Here is a 25,891-nt window from a genome sequence, read left to right on the forward strand (position 1 = left end):
TCTGCGCCGTCACACGCTGTAACGTCGACTGAGTGCGTACCGATGAGAGGCTCCACCGCACGGCGGAGCGCCCGACCACGCGCGCCCTGCCGCGCATGAGTCGAACACGCGTATGGCTGTTCGTGCTGACCCTCGCGGTCTACGTGGCCATCGTCGTGGGCGTTCTGACCACCTCCAAACTGGTGACGCTTGACTGGCAGGTCATGCTCTGGCGTCCGTACAAGCAATGGCCGCAGATCCACGCATTTCTGGATTATTTCGTGGTTCTCGGTCAGCGCGGGCCCACCGCCGTGATGGTCCTCGCCTGGCTCGGCTGGCGTTCCTGGCGGCACCGGACGCTGCACCCTCTGCTGGTGCTCGGCACCTCCCTCCTCCTGCTGAACATCACCGTGGGGGCCGTGAAGTACGGCCTGGGACGGCTCGGACCGCATTACGCGACGACCGTCGGATCGGCGGAGATGTTCGCCGGCGGCGATATATTTCCGTCCGGGCACACCGCGAACGCCGTGGTCACCTGGGGTGTGCTCGCGTATCTGGCCACCACGCAGCGGGCCCGCAGGCTGGGCTCGGTGATCAGCGCGCTGCTGGCGCTGGGCGTCGGCGCGACCACCGTCTACCTGGGTACGCACTGGGTGAGCGACGTCCTGCTCGGCTGGGCCGCGGGGCTGCTGATCCTGCTCGCGCTGCCCTGGTTCGAGCCGTGGATGGCCCGCGCGGAGACATGGATCGTCTCCGCCTGGGCGAGGGTGCGGGCGCGCTCGTCGCGCCGGGCCGCGGCCGTGGCGCCGGTTCCGGCGCCCGCGCTGGTCACCCCGAGGGTCGTCGAGGAGGGCGACCAGGGCCGCGAGACGGTGGGAGCCGCCCAGGCCGGCGCGAGCCCCGCTCCCCCGCACCCCTCCCCGCACGTGGCCGGCCGCCCGGTCGCCGGCGCCGTGCGCGGCGAACGCACCGCCCCGTTCGCGCCCGCCGGCAGCCGCAGGCCGCCCGCGGAGCGCTCGGCGCGGTCCGCGCCACCGCTGATGCACCAGCAGGTCCGCGGCCGGGGCCTGACCGGCTGATCCCGCCCGGGCGGGGCCCGGGCCTCATGCGCGGGGTGCGCCGCTGCCCAAGGGCTCCTAGCCCAGCCAGCAGCGGCGCACCTTTCCGCCGTCCACGCCCAGGTTGAGCCGTCCGACGACGTACTCCAGTGTCACCACCGCGTCCTGCGGGAGGCTGCGGACCGTCGTCCAGCCGTGCTCGCGGGCGCGCCGCTCCGCCTCCTCCTGGGTGAGGCCGAGATACGCGTCCAGGTCGTCACGGGGGTTGTCGCCGGGGAAGTTCGCTCGCGCAGCCATACGGCCACGGTAGGCGACATCGCGCCGGGGGACCGCCGCCGGCGGCCACGGGACCGCGGCCCGACCGCGAGGGACCGTCACGGACCACCGGGGACCGCCAGGGCCGGGGGCCGCCGGAAACCGCCAGGGCCGGGGACCGCCAGGGACCGCCAGGGAACCGCCGAGGGCCCGCTCCTCCCCCGCGCCGCCCGCCGTGGTCACTCTGCGCACATGCGAATTCGTCCTGCATCCACTTCCGGGACGTCCTCTTCACAACTTCCGCACAGTCTCCGTACGGAATCGCTCGGCTTACCCGCGGGAGCCCCGGGTCGCGCTCCGCATCCGCGCGGCCTTTCGCAGCGCCGCGCCCGCGGTGTCCGCGGCCGACAGGAATGCGCCGAGCGCCCGGCCCCGGCCGGCCCGCAGCGCCGCGCGGACGCGGTGGCCGGGCCGTGCGCGGTCGTCCAGCAGGGACTGGAAGAGCCGGACGTGCCGCTCGGCGATCCGCCGCGGGTCGTAGGCGGCCGAGGAGCGCAGGGCGGCGCGGCCCATGGCCGTGCGGCGCTCGTCATCCTCGATCAGCTCCAGCAGCGCGGCGGCGATGGCCGCGGTGTCGCGCGGCGGCACCAGCAGGCCGTTCACCCCGTGCTCGACGATCTCGCCGGGCCCGTGCGGGCAGTCGGTGGAGACCACGGGGAGCCCGACGCGCATCGCCTCGGCCAGCGTCATCCCGAAGGACTCCAGGGTGGAGGTGACCGCGAGCACCGACGCCTTGGCGAACTCCGGCTCCAGCGGCGTGACCGCGCCCATCAACCGCACCTGCTTGTCCAGGCCGAGTTCGGTCACCAGCGACGCCAGCTCGGCCTTCTTCGGGCCGCTGCCGTACAGCCGCAGCGTCCAGTCGGGGCGGGCCGCGGCGACGGTGCGGAACGCGCGGATCAGATCGTCGTACCGCTTGGCCTCGGTGAGCCTGCGGCGGCGACGACGACCGGCGCGGTGCAGTCCGACGGCGGGACCTCGGCGGCCGGCACGCCGTTGGGGACCGCGGTGACGCGCACGCCGGGGAGCCTGCGGCGGTAGGACGCCGCGTCCGCCTCGGTGGTCGTGGTCACCGCGTCGAGTCCGGGATAGGCGCGGCGCAGCGCCAGCACCAGTCGGGTGGAGTGGGTGTCGAGCGTCAGGTGCTCCTGGGCGACCCTGACCAGACGCTGCGGCGCCTGCCGGGCCAGGTGCACATTGAGGCCGGGGCGGGTGCCGACCAGCACGTCGGCGCCGGGGTCGGCGAGCCAGCGGCCGATCAGCTCGTCGGTGAGCGCGCTGTACTCGGCGTGCCGGCGGTCGGAGGACGGGAAGACCCGCGAGGGCGTGCGCCGCCGCGGGTCGTCCCTGACGTTGTCGGGGCTGTCCGCCCGCAGGTCCGCCAGATGGTGCAGGCGGACCCGCGGATCGTACGCGAAGTAAGGCTCGTCGCGGTCGCGGAAGACCGAGACGACCTGGACGTCGTGCTCGGCCGCGAGCTGCCCGGCCAGGGTGCAGGTGGTGCGGATGGTGCCGCCGAGACCGTAGGCGTTGTTGATGAGAAAGGCGATGCGCATGCGTGTCCCGGTCCCCCCGCCGCGTCCCCGCCCGGCCGTTGGTCGCCACGGGCCGGCGGGCTTGCCGCCGACCCTAGCAACAACCGCTCGGTAACCTGGAGTTCACCCCCGGGGAAGCGTGAGCACGGTCCCGGCCGCCACCCGGTTCGGGTCCGGGCCGATCACCGACTTGTTCATCTCGTACAGCCGCTTCCAGCCGCCGGGCACGTGGTAGGCCACGGCGATGCCGGACAGCGTCTCGCCGCGGGCCACGGTGTGGTGGGCGCCCCCGCCGGAGCCGTTGGCCGCCTGACCCTTCCCGGCGGACGAGGCGGCGGAGCCCCCGGGCCCGGCGGCGGACGAGCCGGACGAGCCGGACGAGGCGGTGCGGGCCGGCAGGTCGAGCTTGCGGGAGCACACCGGCCACGCCTGCCAGCCCTGGGCGCGCAGCACCTTGCGGGCGATGCTGATCTGGTGGTCGCGGCTGGCGAGGTCGGCGCGCCGGGCGTACGCCCGTCCGCCGAACCGCTCCCAGGTGGGCTGCCAGAACTGCAGTCCGCCGTAGAAGCCGTTGCCCGAGTTGATGTGCCAGTCGCCGCTGCTCTCGCACATCGCCAGGTCGCTCCAGACCGGCGAACTGACGGCCGGCGCGGTGGCGGGCGGGGTGTCGGCGGAGGCGGGCGCCGCCGCGGAGGCCGGCCGGTGGGCGGTGTGGGCGGTGTGGGCGGCGGAGGGAGCCGACGCTGCCGCTGAGGGGGCGGAGGCGGCCGCGTCCTGCGGGGTTCCGGCGAACGCGGTTCCCCCGGGCGCGGCCTGTCCGGCTCGTGCGGGAGGGGCGGCGGTTTGGCGCACAGAGGCCGCGGCGGTGGCCGGCTGCGCCATGAGCGGGAGCAGGGACGCCGCGCCGAGGACGGCAGCGGCGGTGGCGGCGCGCAGGCCGGCGGTGGACCCGGCGCGCGACGAGCGACGCGCCGAAGTGATTTGACGACAATTCGACAGTTCGATCATCGGGCCACGCTAAGCACAGGGTGCTCGCGTTCCCGGGGCACCACGTCCCCACGCGGCGCGCATCCCACCCGACTGGCCCATGGCGGCCGTGTCCGCCGCGCAGCGGAACGGTCGCAAACCGTGACCCGCACGCCGGGCCGTCCGTTGTCACAGTGCGCCGGAGCACACCCGGCCCGCCCAAGACCCGCAGCGCCGCACAGCACGGCGCGGCACTCCAAGGAGACTCCCGTGGCGCCCCTGCTCGACGTGAGCGACGAAGTACGAGCCGAGATCGGAGACGAGGAGGCCGAACGGCTCCTGGCCGGCGACAACGCGCCGGGCACGTACGACTGCACGTCCTGCCGTACGCCCGGCGACACCGCGCAGGAACGGACCAGCACCGTGCTGTTCGTCGGCGAGGAGACCGCGGTGCTGGCGTTCGCGCACGCCGCGTGCATCCCGTCCCAGGTGGTGCCGGTGCCCGAGGCGCAGTTGCAGGGCGCGGTCCGCAGCATCTCGCCGCAGACCGCCGGGGCGGGGCCGGACGGACCGGGCGGGGGCGGGGGCGGGGGCGCGCAGGACGCCGGCGGGCAGGAGTCGCCGGACCTCGCGCCCCGGCAGGCGGTGCTGGGCATCACCTGCGGTCTGATCGTCGTCGAGGAGCAGCTGTGCCCGGCGCTCGTCGTGGAGCCGACCGGGCCGGTCGCCCGGGTCGGCGCGACCGGCGGCGGCGACGACTTCCTGCCGCTGCTGATCGAGCAGGGCTTCGTGCCGCAACTGGACCTGGAGGCGCGGCCGTCGCCGCTGGCCGGCTGGTCGGTGCTGCTGGCGATGGGACAGCTGCACGCGGTGCTGCAGCCGGGCACCGCCGGCGCCCCCGCGACCGCCTGGTGGCAGGCGCACCAGCCGCTCCAGGTCAGCGACGGGTGGCGGGCCGCGGTCGGCCGGAGCAACGAGGTGTACGTGTACGCCGGTCCGCACGGCTCGATCGGCCGGCAGCCGCGCGAGGACCTGATGCGGGACGCGCTGGCGAAGGCGTGCGCGCGCGGGCAGCTGGTCGCGGCGACGATGCCGCTCGCGGGGACCTGAGCAGGTCGGGCGGGCGCGCCATGGGACCGGAAGCACGTCAAAGATCTGCAATTCAACCGAGTGGCCCGCATCCAGGGGCATTCCGGGTCGTTGGCACTTACGTGCACACCTTTGACGCCTCCACCCCCAGGTCCCCGTATCAGCGCGCCATTCCCGGGATGCGCAGCGCGCAGGAGCACGCGTCAGGCAGCGGCACGCCGATCTACGACGCGCTGTACTCGGAGTACCGCAGGCTCTTCAGGACGCTGCCGGGGGACCGCAGCGGCGAGGAACAGCTGGAGTTCAAGGGCTTCGCCGCGTGGCACGCGCAGTACCCGCCGTTCACGCCGGGCGGCAGGCACCGCGGCGGCGGTCCGGCGGCGCTGCCGCCGGGCCGCTCCGACAACCGGCCGGGCTGAGCGCGGGGGCTACTTCTTGCGGCCCCGCTTCTCCCTGACCCGCACGGACACCTGGATCGGCGTGCCCTCGAAGCCGAACTCCTCGCGCAGCCGCCGCTCGATGAAGCGGCGGTAGCCGGCCTCCAGGAAGCCCGAGGCGAAGAGCACGAAGCGCGGCGGCTTGCTGCCGGCCTGGGTGCCGAAGAGGATGCGCGGCTGCTTGCCGCCCCGGATGGGGTGCGGGTGGGCGGCGACCAGCTCGCCGAGGAAGGCGTTGAGCCGGCCGGTGGGGACTCGGGTCTCCCAGCCGGCCAGCGCGGTCTCGATCGCCGGGACGAGCTTCTCCATGTGCCGGCCGGTGCGCGCCGAGACGTTGACCCGCGGCGCCCACTGCACCTGGACCAGGTCGCGCTCGATCTCGCGCTCCAGGTAGTAGCGGCGCTCCTCGTCCAGCAGGTCCCACTTGTTGTAGGCGATGACCACCGCGCGGCCCGCCTCGACGGCCATCGAGATGATCCGGGTGTCCTGCTCGGCGAGCATCTCGCTGGCGTCGATGAGGATGACCGCGACCTCGGCCTTCTCCAGGGCGGCGGCGGTGCGCAGCGAGGCGTAGTAGTCGGCGCCCTCGGTGAGGTGGACGCGCCGGCGGATGCCCGCGGTGTCGATGAACTTCCAGGTCACGCCGCCGAGTTCGATCAGCTCGTCGACGGGGTCGCGGGTGGTGCCGGCCATCTCGTTGACCACCACGCGGTCGCTGCCCGCCACCTTGTTCAGCAGGGACGACTTGCCGACATTGGGCCGGCCGATCAGTGCGATGCGGCGGGGGCCGCCGACGGTCTCGCCGAAGGTCAGCGCGGGCGCCTCGGGCAGCGCCTCCATGATGGCGTCCAGCAGGTCGCCGGTGCCGCGGCCGTGCAGCGAGGAGACCGGGTGGGGCTCGCCCAGGCCGAGGTTCCACAGCGCGGCGGCGTCCGCCTCGCCGGACGGCCCGTCCACCTTGTTCGCCGCCAGCACCACCGGCTTGCCGGCCCGGCGCAGCAGCTTCACCACCGCCTCGTCGGTGTCCGTGGCGCCGACCGTGGAGTCCACCACGAAGACCACCGCGTCGGCGGCCTCGATCGCGAACTCGGCCTGCGCGGCGACCGACGCGTCGATCCCGAGCACGTCCTGCTCCCAGCCGCCGGTGTCGACGATCTTGAAGCGGCGGCCGTTCCAGTCGGCTTCGTACGTGACCCGGTCGCGGGTGACGCCCGGCCGGTCCTCCACGACGGCCTCGCGGCGGCCGATGATGCGGTTCACCAGGGTCGACTTGCCGACATTGGGCCGACCGACGACGGCGAGCACCGGCAGCGGGCCGTGGCCGGCCTGTGCGAGGTCGCCGGCCACCTCCTCCGGGTCGAAGCCCTCCTCGGCGGCGAGCTCCATGAACTCGGCGTACTCGGCGTCGCCGAGCGCGCCGGTGTCGCCGTGGTCGAATTGCTGGTCCATGAGGTCTCTCCGTCGATCTGTCGATCTGTCGTGGCGCCCGCGGTCGGGCGGTCCTTCGCGGTGTCCGCGGACGGGCGCCGCGGCGGACCGGGCGCCGGGCGGTGCGGGTCAGCGGGCAGTGCCGGTCAGCGGGCGGTGCCGGTCAGCGGGCGGTGGTCATCGGCCGGTGGTCCGCCTGGCCTCGGCCAGGTGCGCGGTCAGCCGCTCCTGGATGCGCAAGGTGGCGGCGTCCAGGGCGCTGCGGGTGCGCCGCCCGCTGCCGTCGCCGGCGTCGAAGGGCTCGCCGAAGACGACGTCGATCCGGGCCCGCAGCGGCGGCAGGTCGCGCACCACGCGGCCCGGCCGGGCGCTGCCCAGCACGGCCACCGGCAGCACGGGGGCGCCCGAGCGCAGCGCGAAGTAGGCCAGGCCGCCGCGCAGCTCGGCGAAGTCGCCGGCGCCGCGGGTGCCCTCGGGGAAGATGCCGAGGACGCCGCCGCGCTCCAGCACCCCCAGCGCCGCGCCTATCGCGGTGCGGTCGGCGCTCTCCCGGTCGATCTCGATCTGGCCGATCGAGCGCAGGAAGGGGTCGAGCGGGCCGACGAAGGCCTGCTTCTTCACCAGGAAGTGGATCGGGCGCGGCGAGGTGCCGATGAGCATCGGGCCGTCGATGTTGTGGCTGTGGTTGCCGGCGAGAATGACCGCGCCCCGGGAGGGGAACCGCCAGGCGCCGAGCACCCGGGGCCGCCACATGCCGTGCATCAGGCCGATGCCGATCCCACGGGCCACGGCGGCGCCGCGCGGGCCGGGCGCCGGCCGGGGCGCGGGCCGCGGCTCGGGCCGGGTCGATGCGGTCACCGGGGTGTCGTCTCCTCGACCGCGGCGGCCGCCGGCGCGGCCGCGGGCTGCTTCTCGCGGACCAGGGCCACCACGTGCTCGACGACCTGTTCCAGATTCAGCTCGGTGGTGTCGACCTCGATCGCGTCGGCGGCCTTGGCCAGCGGGGAGGTCTTGCGGCCGGAGTCCGCGGCGTCGCGCCGGATCAGCGCGGCCTGGGTGTCGGCGACGGTGACCGCGCCCTTCAGTTCGACGCTGCGGCGGGCCGCGCGGGCCTCGGCGGAGGCGGTGAGGAAGACCTTGACGGTGGCGTCGGGCAGCACGGTGGTGCCGATGTCGCGGCCCTCGACCACTATGCCGGCCGCGGCGGACGGCGCCGCCGCGGCGGCGCGCTGCATCTCCACCAGCCTGGCCCGCACCTCGGGCACCGCGCTGACGGCGCTGACCGCCGCGGTGACCTCCTGGGAGCGGATCGGCACCGAGACGTCCACGCCGTCGACCGTGATGGTGGGCGCGCCGGGGTCGGTGCCGGAGACGATGACCGGCTTGCCCGCCTGGTCGGCGACGGCCACCGGGTCGTCGACGGCCACGCCGTTGCCGAGCATCCACCAGGTGATCGCGCGGTACATCGCGCCCGTGTCGAGGTAGCTCAGGCCCAGCCGGGCGGCGACCGCCCGGGAGGTGCTGGACTTGCCCGTGCCGGAGGGGCCGTCGATCGCGACGATCACCGGTTCGACCGGATTTTCCACAGCGGAAGGCCTTCCTCGTGCACGGGAGCGTTTGTCGATGCGCCGGCGAGCGGCGGGGGCGTGGGCGTCCCCCGTGGTCACCCGGACGCCACCCACAAGGTTACCGGCCCGCCGGACCCCGTACGCCCGCCCTGTGGACAACCCCGCGCCCCGGTGCCGACCCGCCCCCCGCGGTACGGCCCCGCGCCGCGGCACGCGGGCGCGCCGCCGGCCCCGGCCCGCTACTGCCGCAGCGCCCAGCCCCGCTCGCGCAGGGCCGCCGAGAGCGTGGGGGCCGAGCCCGGCTCGACGAAGAGGTTGACCCGGCCGGCCTGCTGCCCGGTGGAGTGCTCGATCCGCACGTCCTCGATGTTGACGCCCGCGGCGCCGGCGTCGCCGAAGAGCCGGGCCAGCTCGCCCGGCTGGTCGCCGAGCAGCACGGCGACGATCTCGTACGACTTGGGGGCGGTGCCGTGCTTGCCGGGGACCTTGGAGCGCCCGGCGTTGCCGCGGCGCAGGATGTCCTCGATGCCGGCGGCGCCGTCGCGGCGCTTGGCGTCGTCGGCGGACTGCAGGGCGCGCAGCGAGGCGACGGTCCCGGCCAGGTCGGCGGCGAGGTCGGCCAGCACGTCGGCGACCGGTCCGGGATTGGCGGCGAGGATGTCCATCCACATGCCCGGCTCGGACCCGGCGATCCTGGTGACGTCGAGGATGCCCTGCCCGCACAGCCGGACCGCGCTGTCGTCGGCGTGTTCCAGGCGCGCGGCCACCATGCTGGAGACCAGTTGCGGGGTGTGCGAGACCAGGGCGACCGCGCGGTCGTGCGCGTCGGCGTCCATCACCACCGGCACCGCGTGGCACAGCGCGACCAGTTCGAGCGCGAGGTTGAGCACCTCGGTGTCGGTGGCGGGCGTCGGTGTGAGCACCCAGGGTCGGCCCTCGAACAGCTCGGCCGAGGCGGCCAGCGGCCCGGAGCGCTCCCGGCCGGCCATCGGGTGGGTGCCGATGTAGCGGCTGAGGTCGCAGCCGAGCGCCTCCAGTTCGCGGCGCGGTCCGCCCTTGACGCTGGCGACGTCCAGGTAGCCGCGGCCGAGGCCCCGGGAGACGGCGTCGGCGAGGCTGGCCGCGACGTGGGCGGGCGGCACCGCCACGATGACCAGGTCGACCTGCTCCTCCGGCTCCCCCGCGATGCCCGCGCCGAGCGCCGCGGCGGTACGGGCGGCGGTGGCGTCGTGGTCGGTGAGCCGGACGTCGACGCCGCGGGCGGTGAGCGCGAGCGCGGCGGACGTGCCCATCAGGCCGGTTCCGATGACGAGGGCGGTCCTCATGGCGACCAGCGTAGTCAGCGCGGCGCGGGCGGCGCGCGGGCCGCCCGCAGGGCGAGACGGACGGCCCCGGCGGCCGGAGCGGGCCGGAGCGGCGGGCCGGGAGCAGCGGTCCGGAGCGGTGGTCCACAGTGGCAATCCGGACGGACACGCCGCGGGCCGGACGCGCGCGGCCCCGGCGGCGGGAACGTGCGGTCCGCCGCACGTGACCTTCGTCACGCGCGGAGACCCCCCGCTCACCGTCCGAAGCGCGAAATGTTCCGCGCGGGGCGTACGCGCTCGCGATAATCGCCCCCATGCGCGAATCTCCTGGGACCGAGGAACGCGGGCACGCACTGGTCAGGGACCACACCGTGTACACCTGCGTGACGGGCTCGCGCGCCTTCGGGCTGGCGACGGAGGGCAGCGACACCGACCGCCGCGGGGTGTTCGTCGCGCCCACCCCGCTGTACTGGCGGTTCGACAAGCCGCCCACCCATGTCACCGGCCCGCTCGACGAGCAGTTCTCCTGGGAGGTCGAGCGGTTCTGCACGCTGGCGCTGCGCGCCAACCCCACTGTGCTGGAGTGCCTGCACTCGCCGCTGGTGGAATACGCCGACGCGGTCGGCCGCGAGCTGCTGGCGCTGCGCGGGGCGTTCCTGTCCCGCCGGGCCGAGGCGAGCTTCCGCGGCTACGCGGCGCAGCAGCTCAGCCGGCTGGAGGCGACCGTCAGGGCGCAGGGCGAGCCGCGCTGGAAGCACGCGATGCACCTGGTGCGGCTGCTGATCAGCTGCCGCGACCTGCTGCGCACCGGGCGGCTGGAGATCGGCGTGGGCGAGCACCGGGAGGCGCTGCTGGCGGTCCGGCGCGGCGAGCGCGGCTGGGACGCGGTGCGCGCGTGGATGCGGACGCTGCACGAGGAGATCGACGCGGCCCTCCCCCGCAGCCCGCTGCCCGAGGAGCCGGACCGGGCCCGGGTCGAGGACTTCCTGATCCGGGTCCGCGGCCTGACCGCGGCGGCCCCTCGCCCGGCCTGACGAAGCCGGGCCGACCCGAGCAGCGTGGGGCCGACCGGGACGCGCCGAAAGCACCGACCGCCCGGTCGCGCCGCCCGCGCCCCCGCCCGCGCCCACGCCCGCACCCGCTACAGCTCGACCTCGCGCATCAGCATGCCCACCTCGGTGTTGGTCAGCCGGCGCAGCCAGCCGGACTTCTGGTCGCCCAGCGGGATCGGGCCGAAGCTGGTGCGGACCAGCCGGTCGACCGGGAAGCCCGCCTCGGCGAGCATCCGCCGCACGATGTGCTTGCGCCCCTCGTGCAGGGTCACCTCGACCAGGTAGTTCTTGCCGGTGTTCTGCACGATCCGGAAGTGGTCGGCGCGGGCCCAGCCGTCCTCCAGCTCGATGCCGCTCTTCAGCTGCTTGCCGAGGTCGCGCGGCAGCGGGCCCTGGATGGCGGCGAGGTAGGTCTTCTGCACGCCGTAGCGCGGGTGGGTGAGGCGGTGGGCCAGCTCGCCGTGGTTGGTGAGCAGGATCAGGCCCTCGGTCTCGGTGTCCAGCCGCCCGACGTGGAAGAGCCGGGTCTCGCGGTTGGTGACGTAGTCGCCGAGGCACTGCCGCCCGTCCGGGTCCTCCATCGTGGAGACCACGCCGGCCTTGTCGAGCGCGAAGAACAGGTACGACTGCGTGGCCACGGTCAGCCCGTCGACCTTGACCTCGTCGTGGTCGGGGTCGACCCGCAGGCCCTGCTCGGTGACGATCCGGCCGTTGACCTCGACGCGCCGCTGCTCGATCAGCTCCTCGCAGGCGCGGCGCGAGCCCATGCCGGCCCTGGCCAGCACCTTCTGCAGCCGCTCGCCGTCCTGGTCGGCGCCGGCGCCGGCCTTGCGGGCGTGCCGCTCGCGGTTGCGCTCCTCGATCTTGGCGTCCAGCTCGCGCGGCCTGGCCGGGGTCGAGGGACGACCGCGGCCGCCCCTGCCGGTGCCGGTGGGCCGGCTGCCGGGCTTGGGGCCGCCGGCGGACTTGGTGCGAGGCATGCCGCCGGGCTTGTTGGCGCCGGACTGGCCGGTGCCGCCGACATCGTAGCGGCGCTCCTCGGGGCGCGGCTTGGCGGGCCGCCTCGGGGCCTCGCCCGCGCGTCCGGCGTCGCCGCGGCGCTCGGTCCCGCGGCCGGCGTCGCCGCGGCCCGCCTCACCGCGGCGCTCGCCGCCGCGGCGGTCGCCCGCCCCGCCGCCGCGCCGCTCCGGGCCGCCGGCCGGCCGCGCGGGGCCCGCGCCCCGCCGCTCGGAGCCGCGGCGGTCGCCGCCGCCGCCGCTCCGGGCGTTCCGGTCGCCGCCGCTGTTCCTGTCGCTGCTTCGCATCAAGGTTCCGTAATCGAGGGGTCGAAAGTACGAGGTGTACGTGGTGTACGTGGTGTACGTGGTGCGTGATTCGGTCGGCACGGTCACGGCGTGGTCGCCGGACCGGTCGGCGGTTCGTCGTCCGGGGCGTCCGGGTCGAAGGACGGCAGGCCCTCCTGGGACTCCGCCTCGACCGCGTCCGCCTCCGGCAGGAACGGGGCGAGCTCCGGCAGCTCGTCGAGGCTGCGCAGGCCCATGCGTTCCAGGAAGTAGTTCGTCGTCCTGTACAGGATCGCACCTGTCTCGGGTTCCGTCCCACCCTCCTCGACCAGTCCCCGCTGGAGCAGCGTCCGCATCACGCCGTCGCAGTTGACGCCGCGCACCGCGGAGACCCGCGAGCGGCTGACCGGCTGGCGGTAGGCGACCACCGCGAGGGTCTCCAGGGCGGCCTGGGTGAGCCGGGCGTGCTGCCCGTCCAGCACGAACCGCTCGACCGCGGGGGCGTAGGCGGGCCGGGTGTAGAACCGCCAGCCGCCGGCCACCAGCCGCAGGTCGAAGCCGCGGCCCTCGCGGGTGTAGTCGTCGGACAGCTCGCGCAGCGCCTTGCCGACCGCCCGGCGCGGCCGGTCCAGCATCTTCGCCAACTGCTCCTCGGTGACCGGCTCGTCGACGACCATCAGCACCGCTTCGAGGGCGGGCTTCAGGTCGAGTTCGGCGACGGCGCCGGCGGCGGCGCCGTCGACGGAGTCCCCGTCCGGCAGCACCGGCGCCTCGGCGCGGTCCGTCATGGCTGCTCTCCTTTCGTCGCGGCCTCCTGGTCGAACTCGTCGGTCACCAGCGGCAGGCCGGCGTCCTGCTCGTCGCCGGTCCAGCGGACCTGGAGCGCGCCCAGCGCCTCCTCCTGCTCCAGGGCGACCGCGCGTTCGCGGTAGAGCTCCAGCAGCGCCAGGAAGCGGGCCACGACGGTCAGGGTGTCCGAGGCGTCCGCGGTCAGGTCGCGGAAGCTGGCCGCGCCCACCGCGCGCAGTATGGCGATCACGCGCTCGGCCTGCTCCCGGACGCTGACCAGCGGGGCGTGGATGTGGTCGACGTAGACCTGCGGCTTGGGCTTGGGCTGCATGGCCTTGACGGCGAGCTGGGCGAAGCGCTCCGGACCGACGCTCAGCACGACCTCGGGCAGCAGTTCGGCGTGCTGGGGCTCCAGGCCGACGGTCCGCGGGTGGCGCAGCGCCTCGTGCTCCAGCCGCTCGGCGAAGATCGCGGCGATCTGCTTGTACGCGCGGTACTGCAGCAGCCGGGCGAAGAGCAGGTCGCGGGCTTCCAGCAAAGCGAGGTCGGCCTCGTCCTCGACCTCCGCGGCGGGCAGCAGCCGGGCCGCCTTCAGGTCCAGCAGGGTGGCGGCGACCACCAGGAACTCGGTCGTCTGGTCCAGGTCCCAGTCCGGGCCCATGGCGTGGATGTACGCCATGAACTCGTTGGTGACCTTGGACAGCGCGACCTCGGTGACGTCCAGTTTGTGCTTGGAGATCAGCTGGAGCAGCAGGTCGAACGGCCCCTCGAAGTTCGCCAGCCGCACGGTGAACTTCCCGCTGTCGGCCTCCGGCTCCCCGTCCGCACCCTCCACCGCCGGCACCGCCACGGGCGCGGGCTCGCTCTCCCGTGCGGGCTCCGGCTCACGTACGGACTCGCCCTCCCGTACGGACTCCGGCTCACGTACGGACTCGGGCTCCGGCTCGGACAGCAGCACGGCCACCGGCTCCGGGCGCTCGCGCGGCGCGGCCTCCGGCTCGGGCCAGGACACGCCGGGGCCGCCGCCGAGGCGGCGGCGTGGGCGTTCCGACTCCGGGTCGGAGGGGTCGGCCGAGGGGGTGGCAGGCATCGCGGTCCAAGGTGCGGGGTCAAAGGTGCAGGCTACCTCCCCGCCGGCGGGCACGCCCCGGACACGGCCGGGAGCGCGGGGGCACGACCGCGGTCAGCGTCCGCGCAGCCGGCGGACGAGGATGCTGGCGTCGCCGCGCGACTCCAGGTCGGCGAGCACGACGGCGACCGCCTCGCGGACGATCCGGCCGCGGTCGATGGCCAGTCCGTGCTCGCCGCGCAGCACCAGCCGGGCGTGCTCCAGGTCCATCAGCTCCTCGGCGGAGACGTAGACGGTGATCTTCTCGTCGTGGCGCTCGCGTCCGCTGGGCCTGCGGTTCTGGCGGGCCGCCTTGCGCCGGGCGGCCTGCGGCTGCTGGCCGGCGCCGCCGGCCGGCGGCACGTTGTTCTGCTGCGCGGGGACCTGGGGGGTGACGGTGGCGGTCATGGTCGGCGGCGCGGCGGACGCGCTGATCGGCCGACGGGTGGGCGGGCCGGCCGCCGCGCCGGAGACGGCGCCGCCGTCCCGTACGCCGTCCCGGCCGTGCGGTGCGCCGCCGCCGTCGCGGCCGGTGTGCTCCGCGCCTTCGCCGTCCTGGCGGCCGGGGCCCTGGTGCTGTCCCTGGGACGGCCCCTGCGGACGCCCCTGGGAGGGGTCCTCGCCCTGGGGCGGCGCCTGGTTCCGCGACCCCGGCTCCCGGCTGTCGTCCTCGGGTTCGTCGGTGACCGGCCGCAGCCGCGGGTCGCCCGGCGTCGCGGGCTGCGCCTCGCCACCGGTGTGCTGCCGCGGCTGCGGTGCCTGCAGCGCGGCGCCCCCGGTGGTCCGGAACAGCTCGTCGGCGCCCGGCAGACTCACTCGGCGTGGCACCGGGCGAGCACCTCCCTGGCGAGTTGGCGGTAGGCGGCGGCGCCGACGGAGTTGGACGCGTAGGTGGTGATCGGCTCGCCGGCCACGGTGGTCTCGGGGAAGCGCACGGTGCGCCCGATGACGGTGTGGAAGACGTGGTCGTCGAACGCCTCGACCACGCGGGCGAGCACCTCGCGGCTGTGCACGGTGCGCGAGTCGTACATCGTGGCGAGGATGCCGTCGAGTTCGAGTTCGGGGTTGAGCCGCTCGCGGACCTTCTCGATGGTCTCGGTGAGCAGCGCGACGCCGCGCAGCGCGAAGAACTCGCACTCCAGCGGGACGATGACCGAGTGCGCGGCGGTGAGGGCGTTGACCGTGAGCAGGCCGAGCGAGGGCTGGCAGTCGATCACGATGTAGTCGTAGTCGGCCATCAGCGGCTTCAGGGCGCGCTGCAGCGCGGACTCCCGGGCCACCTCGCTGACCAGCTGGACCTCGGCGGCCGACAGGTCGATGTTGCTGGGCAGCAGGTCCATGCCGGGCACGGCGGTCTTCAGCAGCACCTCGTCCGCCGCCAGCCCGCGCTCCATCAGCAGGTTGTAGACGGTGATGTCGAGTTCCATCGGGTTCACCCCGAGGCCCACCGAGAGCGCGCCCTGCGGGTCGAAGTCGACCAGCAGCACCCGGCGCCCGTACTCGGCGAGCGCGGCGCCCAGGTTGATGGTCGAGGTGGTCTTGCCGACGCCGCCCTTCTGGTTGCACATCGCGATGATCTTCGCGGGGCCGTGGTCGGTCAGCGGGTTGGGGATCGGGAAGTACGGCAGCGGGCGGCCGGTGGGGCCGACGCGCTCGCGGCGCTGGCGGGCCGCGTCGGGCGCCAGGGTGGCCGCGTACTCGGGGTCCGGCTCGTACTCCGCGTCCGGGTCGTAGAACTGGCCGTCCTGCAGGTCGTTGTCGTCGTTGTAGGGCGCCATGGCGTAAGCGGTATGCGTCTCTGTGGTCGTCGTCTCGGCTCGGCGGGACTCGAAGGTACGGACCGCGACGGAACCGACGGTCATTCCTGGTTGACCACCCCCGGGAGCAAATGTCGACTCATTCACAAGTCGTCTTACCTCCTTGGTGACCAGGAAACTTCTAGACAGGTCAGCGTGACTACAGTCGATGTTTCGTGACTCTATGGCGTGTCGGTGGTTCACAGCAACACAATCCGCGTGACACGGCCCGATGTGTCGGCAACCGAACACCCTTCTGTCAAGGGCGTAACGAGGCGCACGGCCGGGTCGTGTGCATGTTCGCATGCACCAAGACCCGGCCGTGCCCGGCGAGTTGGGGAGGACGCGGGGCCGGCCCGGCACGCGCCGCCGGTCCGGCCGGGCGATCAGCCCAGCAAGGTGTGCAGGTCGGCGGCGGGCAGCCCGTGCGCCTCGGCCACCGGACCGTAAACGACCTGGCCCTCATGGGTGTTGAGGCCGAGGGCGAGGGCGGCGTCGCGGCGCAGCGCGTCCCGCCAGCCGCGGTCGGCGAGTTCGACGATGTACGGCAGCGTGGCGTTGGTCAGCGCGTAGGTGGAGGTGTTGGGCACCGCGCCGGGCATGTTGGCCACGCAGTAGAACACCGAGTCGTGCACGGTGAAGGTCGGTTCGGCGTGCGTGGTGGGGCGCGAGTCCTCGAAGCAGCCGCCCTGGTCGATGGCGATGTCGACGAGCACCGAGCCGGGCTTCATCCGGGACACCATCTCGTTGGTGACCAGCTTGGGGGCCTTCGCGCCGGGGATCAGCACCGCGCCGATCACCAGGTCCGCGCCGAGCACCGCCTGCTCCAGGGCGTAGGCGTTGGACGCCAGGGTCTGCACGCGGTTGCCGAACACCTTGTCGGCCTCGCGGAGTTTGTTGACGTCCTTGTCCAACAGCGTGACGTGGAAGCCGAGTCCGAGCGCGATGGTCGCGGCGTGCCAGCCGGAGACGCCGGCGCCGATGACCACCGCGGTGCCGGCCAGCACGCCGGGCACCCCGCCGGGCAGCACGCCGCGGCCGCCGGCCGAGCGCATCAGGTGGTAGGCGCCGACCTGCGGGGCGAGCCGGCCCGCCACCTCGGACATCGGTGCGAGCAGCGGCAGTTGGCGCTGGGCGGTCTCCACCGTCTCGTACGCGATGGCGGTGGTGCCGGACTCCAGCAGCGCGTCGGTGCACTCGCGGGACGCGGCCAGGTGCAGGTAGGTGAAGAGGGTCTGGTCCTTGCGCAGCCGGTGGTACTCCTCGGCGATCGGCTCCTTGACCTTGAGCAGCAGGTCGGCGGTGGCCCAGACCTCGTCCGCGGTGTCCAGGACGGCGGCGCCCGCGGAGACGTACTCCTCGTCGGGGATCGACGAGCCGGCGCCCGCGCCCTGCTCGACGACGACCTGGTGTCCGTTGCGGACGAGCTCGTGCACGCCGGCCGGGGTGATGGCCACGCGGAACTCGTTGTTCTTGACCTCGCGGGGGATGCCCACCTTCACGTCGATCACGGTCCTTGCGCTCAGGGGTTCGGGGAATACGGAGGGGTCTGCGGACACGCCGGCAGAACGTCCGGACATGGCCTGGGATGGCATGACACGTCGGGACGTGACCGCGTTGGGGCGGCGAAGCCAGTCTAGTGAAGGGAAGGCCGCTGTCCAGCCTTACAAATTGGTGAGTTCGGCGGCGGGGATTGGCATTTTCGTAGGCTGGATCGCCGAGAGGGCACGTCAGAGGTAGCGCGCCGGGGCCGTCGGGAGGGCCGGCGCTCAGGCCGGGGGGCCGCCGCGGCGCAGGAGCCGGTCGGCCGCCGTGCGCTGCAGCGCCGCGCCGCTGTGGTCGCCGAGCCGGTCCAGGGTGTCGGCCAGCCGCAGCAGCACCGCGGCCTCCAGCCGGCGCTCGCCGGCCTGGCGGGCCCAGTAGAGCGCGTCGCGGCAGGTGCGCAGCGCGTCCTCGGGGTGGCCGGCGTACTCCTGGACGCGGGCGGCCTCGGCGAGCGCGCGGGCCTGGGACGGCAGGTCGCCCAGCCGCCGGTGCGCGCCGGCCGCGGACCGCCACTCGCGCAGCGCGGGGCCGTACCTGCCGAGGTAGGTGAGGACCGCGCCGATCCTGGCGTGCAGCCTGGCCTGGTGGGCCAGCTCGCCGCGGCCCTGGCGCAGCGCCAGCGCGCGGCCGAACCAGTCGCAGGCCCGCGGCAGGTCGCCGCGCTCCAGGTACCCGCCGCCGAGCGCCTCCAGGACGCGGCCCTCGGCCTCGGTGTCGTCGCCGGCCCGCGCCGCGTCCAGCGCCTGCCGGTACGTGACCAGGGCGCGGTCGCCGCGGCCGGTCTCGACGTCGAGGTCGGCGAGGTTGATCAGCGCCGCGGCCTTCTCGCGGTGCAGGCCGCGGCGCTCGGCGACGTCGAGGACCAGGCTGTGCAGCTCGTACCGCTCGGCCGCGGGCGCGCCGCCGCCTGGGGCCGCGGTCAGCGCGCGGACCAGCGCGGCGACCAGCCGGCGGGCCAGCGTGTCGAGTTCGCCGTCGGCCACGGCGGCGCGGGCGGCGGCCAGCAGCGCGGGCCGCCTCGTCTCCAGCCAGCGCGCGGCCTCGGCGCGGCCGGTGAACCGCAGCGAGCGGGGCAAGCCGTCGTCCGGGGCCTCCCCCGCCAGCGCGGCGCGGCAGGCGTGCAGCAGCCGCACGGTCCGCTCCAGCATCCGGGCGCGTGCCAGCCGCAGGTCCTCCGGGCGGTCGGTGGCGCGGGTCAGCGCGCGCAGCATCGGCTCCAGGCAGCCCGGCACCCGGTAGGGCCTGCGCTCCTCGGGGCCGCCGTGCAGCAGCGCCCCGGCGACGAAGTCGTCCAGCGTGCCGCGGGCGGCGGCCACCGAGCAGCCGGCCAGCGCGGAGGCGACCTGCGCGTCCAGCCGCCCGGCCGGCGCGAGCACCGAGAGGCGCAGCATCCGCGCGGCGGTCGTCGGCAGCGACGCGTACACCAGCCGGAAGGCGCGGACCAGTTCCGGCGGCGGGGACGCGGACGGCTCGCCGCCGCCCGTGGCCGCGCCGGCAGGGGCCGGGACGCCGGCCGAGGGCCCGTCGGCGGCGGACGACGGGGCGCCGGGCCGCGCGGACGGAGCGGACTTACGGGGCGCGGGCGCCTGGGCGCCGTGGTCGGCTTGCGCGGACGCCGCGCGTGGGGCGCCCGTACGGTCCCGGGCCTCGCGGGCGGCCACGCCTGTGGTGCGGCCGGCGGGGGCGGAGGGGCCAGGCGGTCCGGCGGGTTCGGGGGCGCTCGGTGCGAAGGGCGCGGCGGAGGCGGCGCGCAGCCGGGCGGCGGCCTCGGACAGGGACATGCGCGGCTGGACGGCGAGCCAGGCGGCGAGCATGCGCAGCGCGGTGGGGTGGCCGCCGGCCGCCTCGACGAGGGTCTCGGCGCCGCGCGGGTCGTTGGTGAGGCGGATGTCGCCGAGGGTCTGCGCGAGCAGCCGCAGGGCGGCGGGGGTGTCCAGGCCGCCCAGCGTGCAGGGCCGCACGTCGGGCACCCCGGGCAGCGGGCCGTCGGAGGTGGCCACGACCAGGCTTCCGGGCGAGCGCGGCAGCAGGTCCGCGAGGCCGTCGCCGGGGAGGGAGTCGTCCAGGACCAGCAGCAGCCGCTTGCCGTGGACGGCCGCGCGCAGCGCCTCGACCGGGTCCGCCTCGGACAGCTGCCGTACGCCGAGGGCGCGCAGCAGGGTGCGGGCGGACTGCTCGGGCGGCGCCGGCCGGCCGCCGTCGGCGGTCAGGCGCAGGAAGAAGGCGCCGTCCGGGTAGTCGCCGCGGACCTGCCGGGCCAGTTCCAGCGCGACGGAGGTCCGGCCGATCCCGGGCCGGCCCACCACCAGCAGCACCCGGCCGCGGTCGGCCTTCCGGCCGCCGGCGACGGCCAGGCCCGGCCGGGCGATCTCGGCGCGCAGTTCCGCGAGTTCCCGCTCCCGCCCCACGAACCCGGCGTCCGGTGCGGGCAGCACGGCGACGGCCTCCGCCGCGACGCCCGCTCCCCCGGCCGCCCCGAACCGGCCCGGCTGCCCCGGCTGCCCCGGCTGCCCCGGCTGCCCCGGCTGCCCCGGCTGCCCCGGCTGCCCCGGCTGCCCCGGCTGCCCCGGCTGAGTATCGGGGCGCGGGGACCCGGGCGACGGCGGTGTTCCGCGCGAAGGCGCCACGTGCGGCGCGGGCGGCTCCGTCCGCGCGGGCCGCCGGGCCGCCGGAGCGGCCGGCACGTCAGCCCCGGGCCGCGGGCCGGCCGGCGCGGAAGCCGCCGCACCCGCCGGACCCCGCTCGGCCCGCGCCGGCCCGACCGGCGGCGCGGGCGGTCGCGCCGCCTCCCGAGCCGGGGGCGGTCCGGCCGAAGGCCGGGAGCCGGGCCCCACAGGAGCGGCGTCGACGCGACCGGCGGACTCGGCGGAAGTCGCCGACGGCGCAGGGCCCGCGTGCCGCCGAGGCGCGGCGGGACGCGAAGGCACGGGAGGCGCCGGCGGTTCAGGGCGGCCGGCGGACTCCGCAGAGGTCGCGAGCGACGCAGGGCCGGCGTGTCGCCGAGGTGCGGCGGGACGCGAGGGTGCGGCGGGTGCCGGCGGGTCGGGGCGGGCGGCGGACTCCGCAGAGGTCGCGGGCGACGCAGGGCCGGCGTGTCGCCGAGGTGCGGCGGGACGCGAGGGTGCGGCGGGTGCCGGCGGGTCGGGGCGGGCGGCGGACTCCGCAGAGGTCGCGGGCGACGCAGGGCCGGCGTGTCGCCGAGGTGCGGCGGGACGCGAGGGTGCGGCGGGTGCCGGCGGGTCGGGGCGGGCGGCGGGCGGCTGCTCGGGGGTGGTGCTCGGGGCAGGGGGCCGCGCCGGAGGCGGGTTGAGCGCCTGGTCGGTCACGGGGCACGCTCCCGGATGAGTGACGGCGGGCGCCCGCAGGGGGCGTGCGCCGAGCCTAGTTCACGCGGGGGGCGCGGCCCCCCGGTCCGACGCGGCCGGGCAGCACCACGATCACCCCATCGGATCATCGCACCAGCGCCACCACCGCCGGCCCCGCGGCCGGCCGGCACAGCCGGCCCCTCGGCGACCAGCGCGGCCGACCGGCGCGACGAGCCCCGCACCAAGCCACGAAGCCGCTCGCTGCGGCGACTGGTACGGCCGCCCCCGCACGGGCACATCCTCACACCAGCCCGCGCAGCCGGCTCCGCGCAGCCGCCTGCGCAGCCCTCACGCCCGACCGAAGCGACCGCCGCAACCGGCGCACTCCCCCGCGGGCCGACCATCGCGGCCGGACGCGCCCCTCCCGCCTCTCGCCGCGGCAAACCCGTCCGCTCAGACCGTTCCGGCCCTCCGGCCCTCTCCCACCGCCCGGGCCGCCCGGGCCCACCCGCGGCGTCAGGGCGTGAACGGCCGGGCCGGCCAGGGCGCGTCCGCCGGGCGCAGTGCGTCGACGCCGCTCGCCCCGTCGCCCTTGTCCGCGGCGAGCGCCGCGGACAGGGCCAGCACGGAGGTGACCATGCACGTGTTGTGCAGCTCGCCCGCCAGCGCCGCCTGGACCAGTTCGGCCAGCGGCACCCGGGCGATCTCCATGTCGGCCTCCTCCTCGGAGACCTCGAACCGCTCGCCGCGCGCCTCGGTGACGCCGCGGGCCAGGAAGATCCGCACCGCCTCGTCCGAGCCGCCGGGCGAGGGGAAGATGTCGACCAGCACCCGCCAGTCCGCGGCCTCGACGTGGGCCTCCTCGTACAGCTCGCGCCGGGCGGCGTGCAGCGGGTTCTCGCCGGGGACGTCGAGCAGACCGGCCGGGATCTCCCACAGCTTGTGCCGCACCGGGTGCCGGTACTGGTTGATGACCAGCACCTGCCCGGCGTCGTCGAGCGCGAGCACCGCGACCGAGCCGGGGTGCACCTGGTAGTCGCGGACGGCGGTGCTGCCGTCCGGCATGACCACCTCGTCGGTGCGGACACCGGTCTTCTTGCCGGTGAAGGGCGTGGAGGTGGCCTTGACCCGCCACTCCTGCGGGGTGTCGGTCAGCATGCTCGGTTCAGCCTTCCTGCCCGGCCGCGACCGGGGCCGTCGATGCCGCGGAAGCGGAGCCGGGGGAGCCGGACCCGGAGCCGGAGGAACCGGACCCCGGTCCCTGGGCCGCGCCCTCCTCGGCCTTGGCCGCCAGGCCCGCCACCGCCGCCTTGACCAGACCGGCGAACAGCGGGTGCGGCCGGGTCGGCCTAGACTTCAGTTCGGGGTGCGCCTGGGTGGCGACCAGATAGGGGTGGATCTCGCGCGGGTACTCCACGTACTCCACCAGCTTGTTGTCCGGGGAGGTGCCGGAGAAGACCAGGCCGGCCTTCTTCTCCAGCTCGGCGCGGTAGGCGTTGTTGACCTCGTAGCGGTGCCGGTGCCGCTCCTCGACGTAGGGCTCGTCGCCGTAGACCTCGCGGACGAGGGAGCCCTCGGCGAGCTTGGCCGGGTAGATGCCCAGCCGCATGGTGCCGCCGAGGTCGCCCTTGCCGCCGACGATGTCCAGTTGCTCGGCCATCGTGGAGATCACCGGGTGGGCGGTGGCGGGGTCGAACTCGGTGGAGTTGGCGTCCGGGATGCCGGCCAGGTTGCGGGCCGCCTCGATGACGATGCACTGCAGGCCCAGGCACAGGCCCAGCAGCGGGACGCGGTGCTCGCGGGCGTAGGTGATGGCGGCGACCTTGCCCTCCACGCCGCGGTCGCCGAAGCCGCCGGGCACGCAGATCGCGTCGACGCCGGACAGCTGCGCCGCGGCCCCCGCCGGGGTCTTGCAGTCGTCGGAGGTGACCCATTTGATCGTCACCCGGGCGTTGTTGGCGAAGCCGCCGGCCCGCAGCGCCTCGGTGACCGACAGATACGCGTCGGGCAGGTCGATGTACTTGCCGACCAGCGCGACGGTGACCTCGTGGGCCGGCTCGTGGACCCGCTTGAGCAGGTCGTCCCACTGGGTCCAGTCCACGTCGCGGAACGGCAGGTCCAGTCGCCGGACGACGTACGCGTCCAGGCCCTCGGTGTGCAGCACCTTGGGGATGTCGTAGATGGACGGGGCGTCGATCGCGGCGACCACCGCGTCCTCGTCCACGTCGCACATCAGGGAGATCTTGCGCTTGATCGCGGTGGGCACCTCGCGGTCGGCGCGCAGCACGATCGCGTCGGGCTGGATGCCGATGTTGCGCAGCGCGGCCACCGAGTGCTGGGTGGGCTTGGTCTTCAGCTCGCCGGAGGGGCCGATGTACGGCAGCAGCGAGATGTGCACCACGAAGACGTTGTCCCGGCCGACCTCGTGCCGGACCTGGCGGACCGACTCCAGGAAGGGCAGCGACTCGATGTCGCCGACGGTCCCGCCGACCTCGGTGATCACCACGTCCACGTCGTCCGTGGCCATCCGCCGGATGCGGGACTTGATCTCGTTGGTGATGTGCGGGATGACCTGCACGGTGTCGCCCAGATACTCGCCGCGCCGCTCCTTGGCGATCACCGAGGAGTAGATCTGCCCGGTGGTGACGTTGGCGGAGCCGGCCAGGTTGACGTCGAGGAAGCGCTCGTAGTGGCCGATGTCCAGGTCGGTCTCGGCGCCGTCGTCGGTGACGAAGACCTCACCGTGCTGGAACGGGTTCATGGTGCCCGGGTCCACGTTGAGGTACGGGTCGAGCTTCTGCATGGTGACCCGCAGGCCGCGCGCCTTCAGCAGCGCGCCGAGGCTGGACGCGGTCAGCCCCTTGCCGAGCGAGGAGGCCACGCCGCCGGTGACGAAGATGTGCTTGGTCGTCGTGGATTTCGGCGCAATTGCCAAGAGGGGGCTCCCGTGGTCGCGAGGTGAGGGTCGGGACGGCCTCCGTACCGGGAGCGCCGTCGCGGCGGTTCAGTGGTTCAGCCCACCGGCCCACGGGCTACCAGGGTATCAGCGCCGACACCCGGTATCGGTGCCGACGCCCGCGCGCGGCGATGTGAGAGGCTCGTGTGTGACATGTGCGGACCTTGCGGCGAAGGCGCCGCGGGGGCCGGGCGGCACGCCGGGACACCGCCCGCACGGCGGGCCCGCCGACCCGTGGAAACCTGGGCGGTTCCCGCCCCACGGCGGCGGAATCCCGCGTTCCACAGCGCGGGAAATCCCCTCTTCAGGCCTGTGACCAGGGAATATGAACTGAAGTCCGGAGAGACTCGGCGAAGATCCACGTGAGGCGCACACCTGGGGTCCCGAGGACGTATTCTGCTCGAACGCATTGCGCGAGCGACCGGCACGGCACCATCCCCGCCCACTTCCGGATCGACCGGCTCGGCGCAGGTCCAGAACAGATCCAGAACAGATCCACCCCGCATTCATCCCCTAGACAAGGCCGTCCGGCTGGGCGGCGCCGTGTTCGACTGGAGTGGCACGTGGCAGGGCGTATCGAGGACTACGCACTCATCGGCGACATGCAGACCGCCGCACTGGTCTGCATCGACGGCACGGTCGACTGGCTGTGCCTGCCGAGGTTCGACTCGCCCGCGGTCTTCGCGGGACTGCTCGGCACCGACGAGCACGGCTTCTGGCGGATCGGGCCCGCCGACCCCGAGGACGGCGAGCCGCCGGCCGCGACGCGCCGCCGCTACCGCGGGGACTCACTGGTCCTGGAGTCGGAGTGGGACACCTGGCGCGGCACGGTCCGGGTGATCGACTTCATGCCGCCGCGCGACGGCGCGCCCCAGCTGATCCGCATCGTGGAGGGCGTCAGCGGCCGGGTCCCGATGCGCTCGGTGCTGCGGATGCGGTTCTCCTACGGGCAGATCGTGCCGTGGGTGCAGCAGGTCGGCGACCGTACGGTCGCGGTGGCCGGTCCCGACTCGGTCTGGCTGGACACCGATGTCGAGACCTACGGCGAGGACCTCACGACGTACAGCGACTTCACCGTCTCGCCCGGCGACCGGCTGTGTTTCACCATCAGCTGGGAGCCCTCCCACAAGCCGCAGCCGGCGCTGCCGGACCCCGAGGGCTCGCTGAGCGCGACCGAGGACTTCTGGCGCGAGTGGGTCGAGCAGTGCACCTACAGCGGGCCCTACCGTGAGGCGGTGATCCGCTCGCTGATCACGCTCAAGGCGCTGACGTACGGCCCGACCGGCGGGATCGTCGCCGCGCCGACCACCTCGCTGCCCGAGGACATCGGCGGGGTGCGCAACTGGGACTACCGCTTCACCTGGCTGCGCGACGCGGCGATCACGCTGTCCTCGCTGCTGCGCACCGGCTACCGCGACGAGGCGCGGGCCTGGCGGGAGTGGCTGCTGCGCGCGGTGGCCGGCGACCCGGAGAACCTGCAGATCATGTACGGCATCGCGGGCGAGCGCGAGCTGGGCGAGAACGAGCTGCACTGGCTGCCCGGCTACGAGAACTCCGCGCCGGTGCGGATCGGCAACGGCGCCGCCCACCAGCTCCAGCTGGACGTGTACGGCGAGGTCACCGAGGCGCTGCACCTGGGCCACATGACCGGCCTGACCCGCAACGACTACGCGAGCGTGCTCCAGCTGAAGCTGATCCGCTACCTGGAGAAGCACTGGAACGAGCCGGACGAGGGCATCTGGGAGGTGCGCGGACCGCGCCGCCACTTCGTGCACTCCAAGGTGATGGCGTGGGTCGCGGTCGACCGCACGGTGAAGCTGATCGAGTCCGGCGAGGTGGACGGGCCGCTGGAACGGTTCCGCGAGCTGCGCGACGAGATCCACTACGACGTGTGCGAGAAGGGCTACGACCGGGAGCGCAACACCTTCACGCAGTCCTACGGCTCCAGGGAGCTGGACGCCTCGCTGCTGCTGATCCCCCAGATGGGCTTCCTGCCGCCGGACGACAAGCGGGTGATCGGCACGATCGAGGCGATCCAGCGCGAGCTGTCCACCGAGGACGGCTTCGTGCTGCGCTACCCGACCTCGCCCGCGGACTCCGACGGCGGCCAGAACCTCGACGGGCTGCCCGGCGACGAAGGCGCCTTCCTGGCCTGCTCATTCTGGCTCGCCGACGACCTGGCGATGATCGGCCGGGTCGAGGAGGCGCGGCGGCTGTTCGAGAAGCTCCTGGCGCTGCGCAACGACCTCGGCCTGCTCGCCGAGGAGTGGGACCCGCGCCGGCAGCGCCAGGTCGGCAACTTCCCGCAGGCGTTCAGCCATGTGCCGCTGATCGACACCGCGTTGCGGCTGACGGCGGCGGGGGCGTTCCGGGCGTAG

20 protein-coding genes and 1 pseudogene are annotated in these 25,891 nt (G+C 74.7%); 5 read left to right on the top strand and 16 right to left on the bottom strand.

The annotated features are described in order from the left end of the window. Positions 1-32 precede the first annotated feature (32 nt). Positions 33-1,058 carry a phosphatase PAP2 family protein gene (locus tag VSR01_RS06870; RefSeq protein ID WP_442785407.1) on the top strand — a complete coding sequence of 342 codons (1,026 nt, stop codon included), beginning with the start codon at positions 33-35 and terminating at the stop codon, positions 1,056-1,058. Between the two features lie 57 nt (positions 1,059-1,115). Here the strand turns inward: VSR01_RS06870 and VSR01_RS06875 are convergent, their stop codons facing one another. The 3 genes and pseudogenes from VSR01_RS06875 to VSR01_RS06885 all read right to left on the bottom strand — a co-directional run bounded on the left by VSR01_RS06875 (position 1,116) and on the right by VSR01_RS06885 (position 3,895). Then, the gene (locus tag VSR01_RS06875) at positions 1,116-1,334 is read right to left on the bottom strand and encodes a proteinase inhibitor I78 (RefSeq protein WP_326448387.1); all 219 of its coding nucleotides are present in this window, start codon (positions 1,332-1,334) and stop codon (positions 1,116-1,118) included. A 288-nt stretch (positions 1,335-1,622) separates the two neighbouring features. Then, positions 1,623-2,908: pseudogene (locus VSR01_RS06880) on the bottom strand (glycosyltransferase). A gap of 102 nt (positions 2,909-3,010) precedes the next feature. Beyond that, positions 3,011-3,895 (bottom strand): transglycosylase family protein, encoded by an 885-nt coding sequence (locus tag VSR01_RS06885; protein ID WP_326448388.1) that lies wholly within the window; start codon positions 3,893-3,895, stop codon positions 3,011-3,013. A gap of 228 nt (positions 3,896-4,123) precedes the next feature. Here VSR01_RS06885 and VSR01_RS06890 point away from each other — a divergent pair, with 228 nt between their 5' ends. Further along, a complete protein-coding gene (locus tag VSR01_RS06890) occupies positions 4,124-4,963 on the top strand; it encodes a hypothetical protein (RefSeq protein WP_326448389.1) in 840 nt (279 codons plus the stop codon). A gap of 158 nt (positions 4,964-5,121) precedes the next feature. Next, the gene (locus VSR01_RS06895; protein ID WP_326448390.1) at positions 5,122-5,361 is read left to right on the top strand and encodes a hypothetical protein; all 240 of its coding nucleotides are present in this window, start codon (positions 5,122-5,124) and stop codon (positions 5,359-5,361) included. 9 nt (positions 5,362-5,370) lie between these two features. On the opposite strand, the gene der is transcribed toward VSR01_RS06895, so the two are convergent. The 4 genes from der to VSR01_RS06915 all read right to left on the bottom strand — a co-directional run bounded on the left by der (position 5,371) and on the right by VSR01_RS06915 (position 9,700). Further along, positions 5,371-6,828 carry a ribosome biogenesis GTPase Der gene (gene der / locus VSR01_RS06900; protein ID WP_326448391.1) on the bottom strand — a complete coding sequence of 486 codons (1,458 nt, stop codon included), beginning with the start codon at positions 6,826-6,828 and terminating at the stop codon, positions 5,371-5,373. A 156-nt stretch (positions 6,829-6,984) separates the two neighbouring features. Then, positions 6,985-7,569: a lysophospholipid acyltransferase family protein gene (locus VSR01_RS06905; protein ID WP_326453524.1), complete on the bottom strand. Its 585-nt coding sequence runs from the start codon at positions 7,567-7,569 to the stop codon at positions 6,985-6,987. Positions 7,570-7,661: 92 nt separating this feature from the next. After that, positions 7,662-8,393 carry a (d)CMP kinase gene (gene cmk / locus VSR01_RS06910; RefSeq protein WP_326448392.1) on the bottom strand — a complete coding sequence of 244 codons (732 nt, stop codon included), beginning with the start codon at positions 8,391-8,393 and terminating at the stop codon, positions 7,662-7,664. Between the two features lie 221 nt (positions 8,394-8,614). Then, complete coding sequence (locus tag VSR01_RS06915; protein WP_326448393.1) at positions 8,615-9,700, bottom strand: prephenate dehydrogenase; 1,086 nt, start codon at positions 9,698-9,700, stop codon at positions 8,615-8,617. Positions 9,701-9,993: 293 nt separating this feature from the next. Between VSR01_RS06915 and VSR01_RS06920 the strand changes: the two genes are divergently transcribed. After that, positions 9,994-10,713 (top strand): nucleotidyltransferase domain-containing protein, encoded by a 720-nt coding sequence (locus tag VSR01_RS06920; RefSeq protein ID WP_326448394.1) that lies wholly within the window; start codon positions 9,994-9,996, stop codon positions 10,711-10,713. Positions 10,714-10,820: 107 nt separating this feature from the next. Here the strand turns inward: VSR01_RS06920 and VSR01_RS06925 are convergent, their stop codons facing one another. The 9 genes from VSR01_RS06925 to VSR01_RS06965 form a co-directional block, all read right to left on the bottom strand. Next, positions 10,821-12,035, bottom strand: a complete 1,215-nt coding sequence (locus VSR01_RS06925) for a pseudouridine synthase (RefSeq protein ID WP_326453525.1) — start codon at positions 12,033-12,035, stop codon at positions 10,821-10,823. Positions 12,036-12,118: 83 nt separating this feature from the next. Beyond that, on the bottom strand, positions 12,119-12,802 hold the full coding sequence (scpB, locus tag VSR01_RS06930) for an SMC-Scp complex subunit ScpB (protein ID WP_326448395.1): 684 nt from the start codon (positions 12,800-12,802) through the stop codon (positions 12,119-12,121). Beyond that, entirely contained in the window at positions 12,799-13,893 is a 1,095-nt protein-coding gene (locus VSR01_RS06935) for a segregation/condensation protein A (protein ID WP_326448396.1), read from the bottom strand. The genes scpB and VSR01_RS06935 overlap by 4 nt, the downstream gene beginning before the upstream one ends. A 93-nt stretch (positions 13,894-13,986) precedes the next feature. Continuing rightward, entirely contained in the window at positions 13,987-14,739 is a 753-nt protein-coding gene (locus tag VSR01_RS06940) for a hypothetical protein (protein ID WP_326448397.1), read from the bottom strand. Next, entirely contained in the window at positions 14,724-15,689 is a 966-nt protein-coding gene (locus tag VSR01_RS06945) for a ParA family protein (RefSeq protein WP_442785408.1), read from the bottom strand. The genes VSR01_RS06940 and VSR01_RS06945 overlap by 16 nt, the downstream gene beginning before the upstream one ends. A gap of 404 nt (positions 15,690-16,093) precedes the next feature. Then, entirely contained in the window at positions 16,094-17,209 is a 1,116-nt protein-coding gene (gene ald, locus VSR01_RS06950) for an alanine dehydrogenase (RefSeq protein ID WP_326453526.1), read from the bottom strand. A gap of 267 nt (positions 17,210-17,476) precedes the next feature. Beyond that, positions 17,477-19,687 carry a tetratricopeptide repeat protein gene (locus VSR01_RS06955; RefSeq protein ID WP_326448399.1) on the bottom strand — a complete coding sequence of 737 codons (2,211 nt, stop codon included), beginning with the start codon at positions 19,685-19,687 and terminating at the stop codon, positions 17,477-17,479. Between the two features lie 1,386 nt (positions 19,688-21,073). After that, positions 21,074-21,715 carry an NUDIX hydrolase gene (locus tag VSR01_RS06960; RefSeq protein ID WP_326448400.1) on the bottom strand — a complete coding sequence of 214 codons (642 nt, stop codon included), beginning with the start codon at positions 21,713-21,715 and terminating at the stop codon, positions 21,074-21,076. A gap of 7 nt (positions 21,716-21,722) precedes the next feature. After that, positions 21,723-23,492, bottom strand: a complete 1,770-nt coding sequence (locus tag VSR01_RS06965) for a CTP synthase (protein ID WP_326448401.1) — start codon at positions 23,490-23,492, stop codon at positions 21,723-21,725. 572 nt (positions 23,493-24,064) lie between these two features. Here VSR01_RS06965 and VSR01_RS06970 point away from each other — a divergent pair. Beyond that, entirely contained in the window at positions 24,065-25,891 is a 1,827-nt protein-coding gene (locus VSR01_RS06970) for a glycoside hydrolase family 15 protein (RefSeq protein WP_326453527.1), read from the top strand.

It is taken from the genome of Actinacidiphila sp. DG2A-62 (assembly GCF_035825295.1).
Taxonomy (GTDB): domain Bacteria; phylum Actinomycetota; class Actinomycetes; order Streptomycetales; family Streptomycetaceae; genus Actinacidiphila.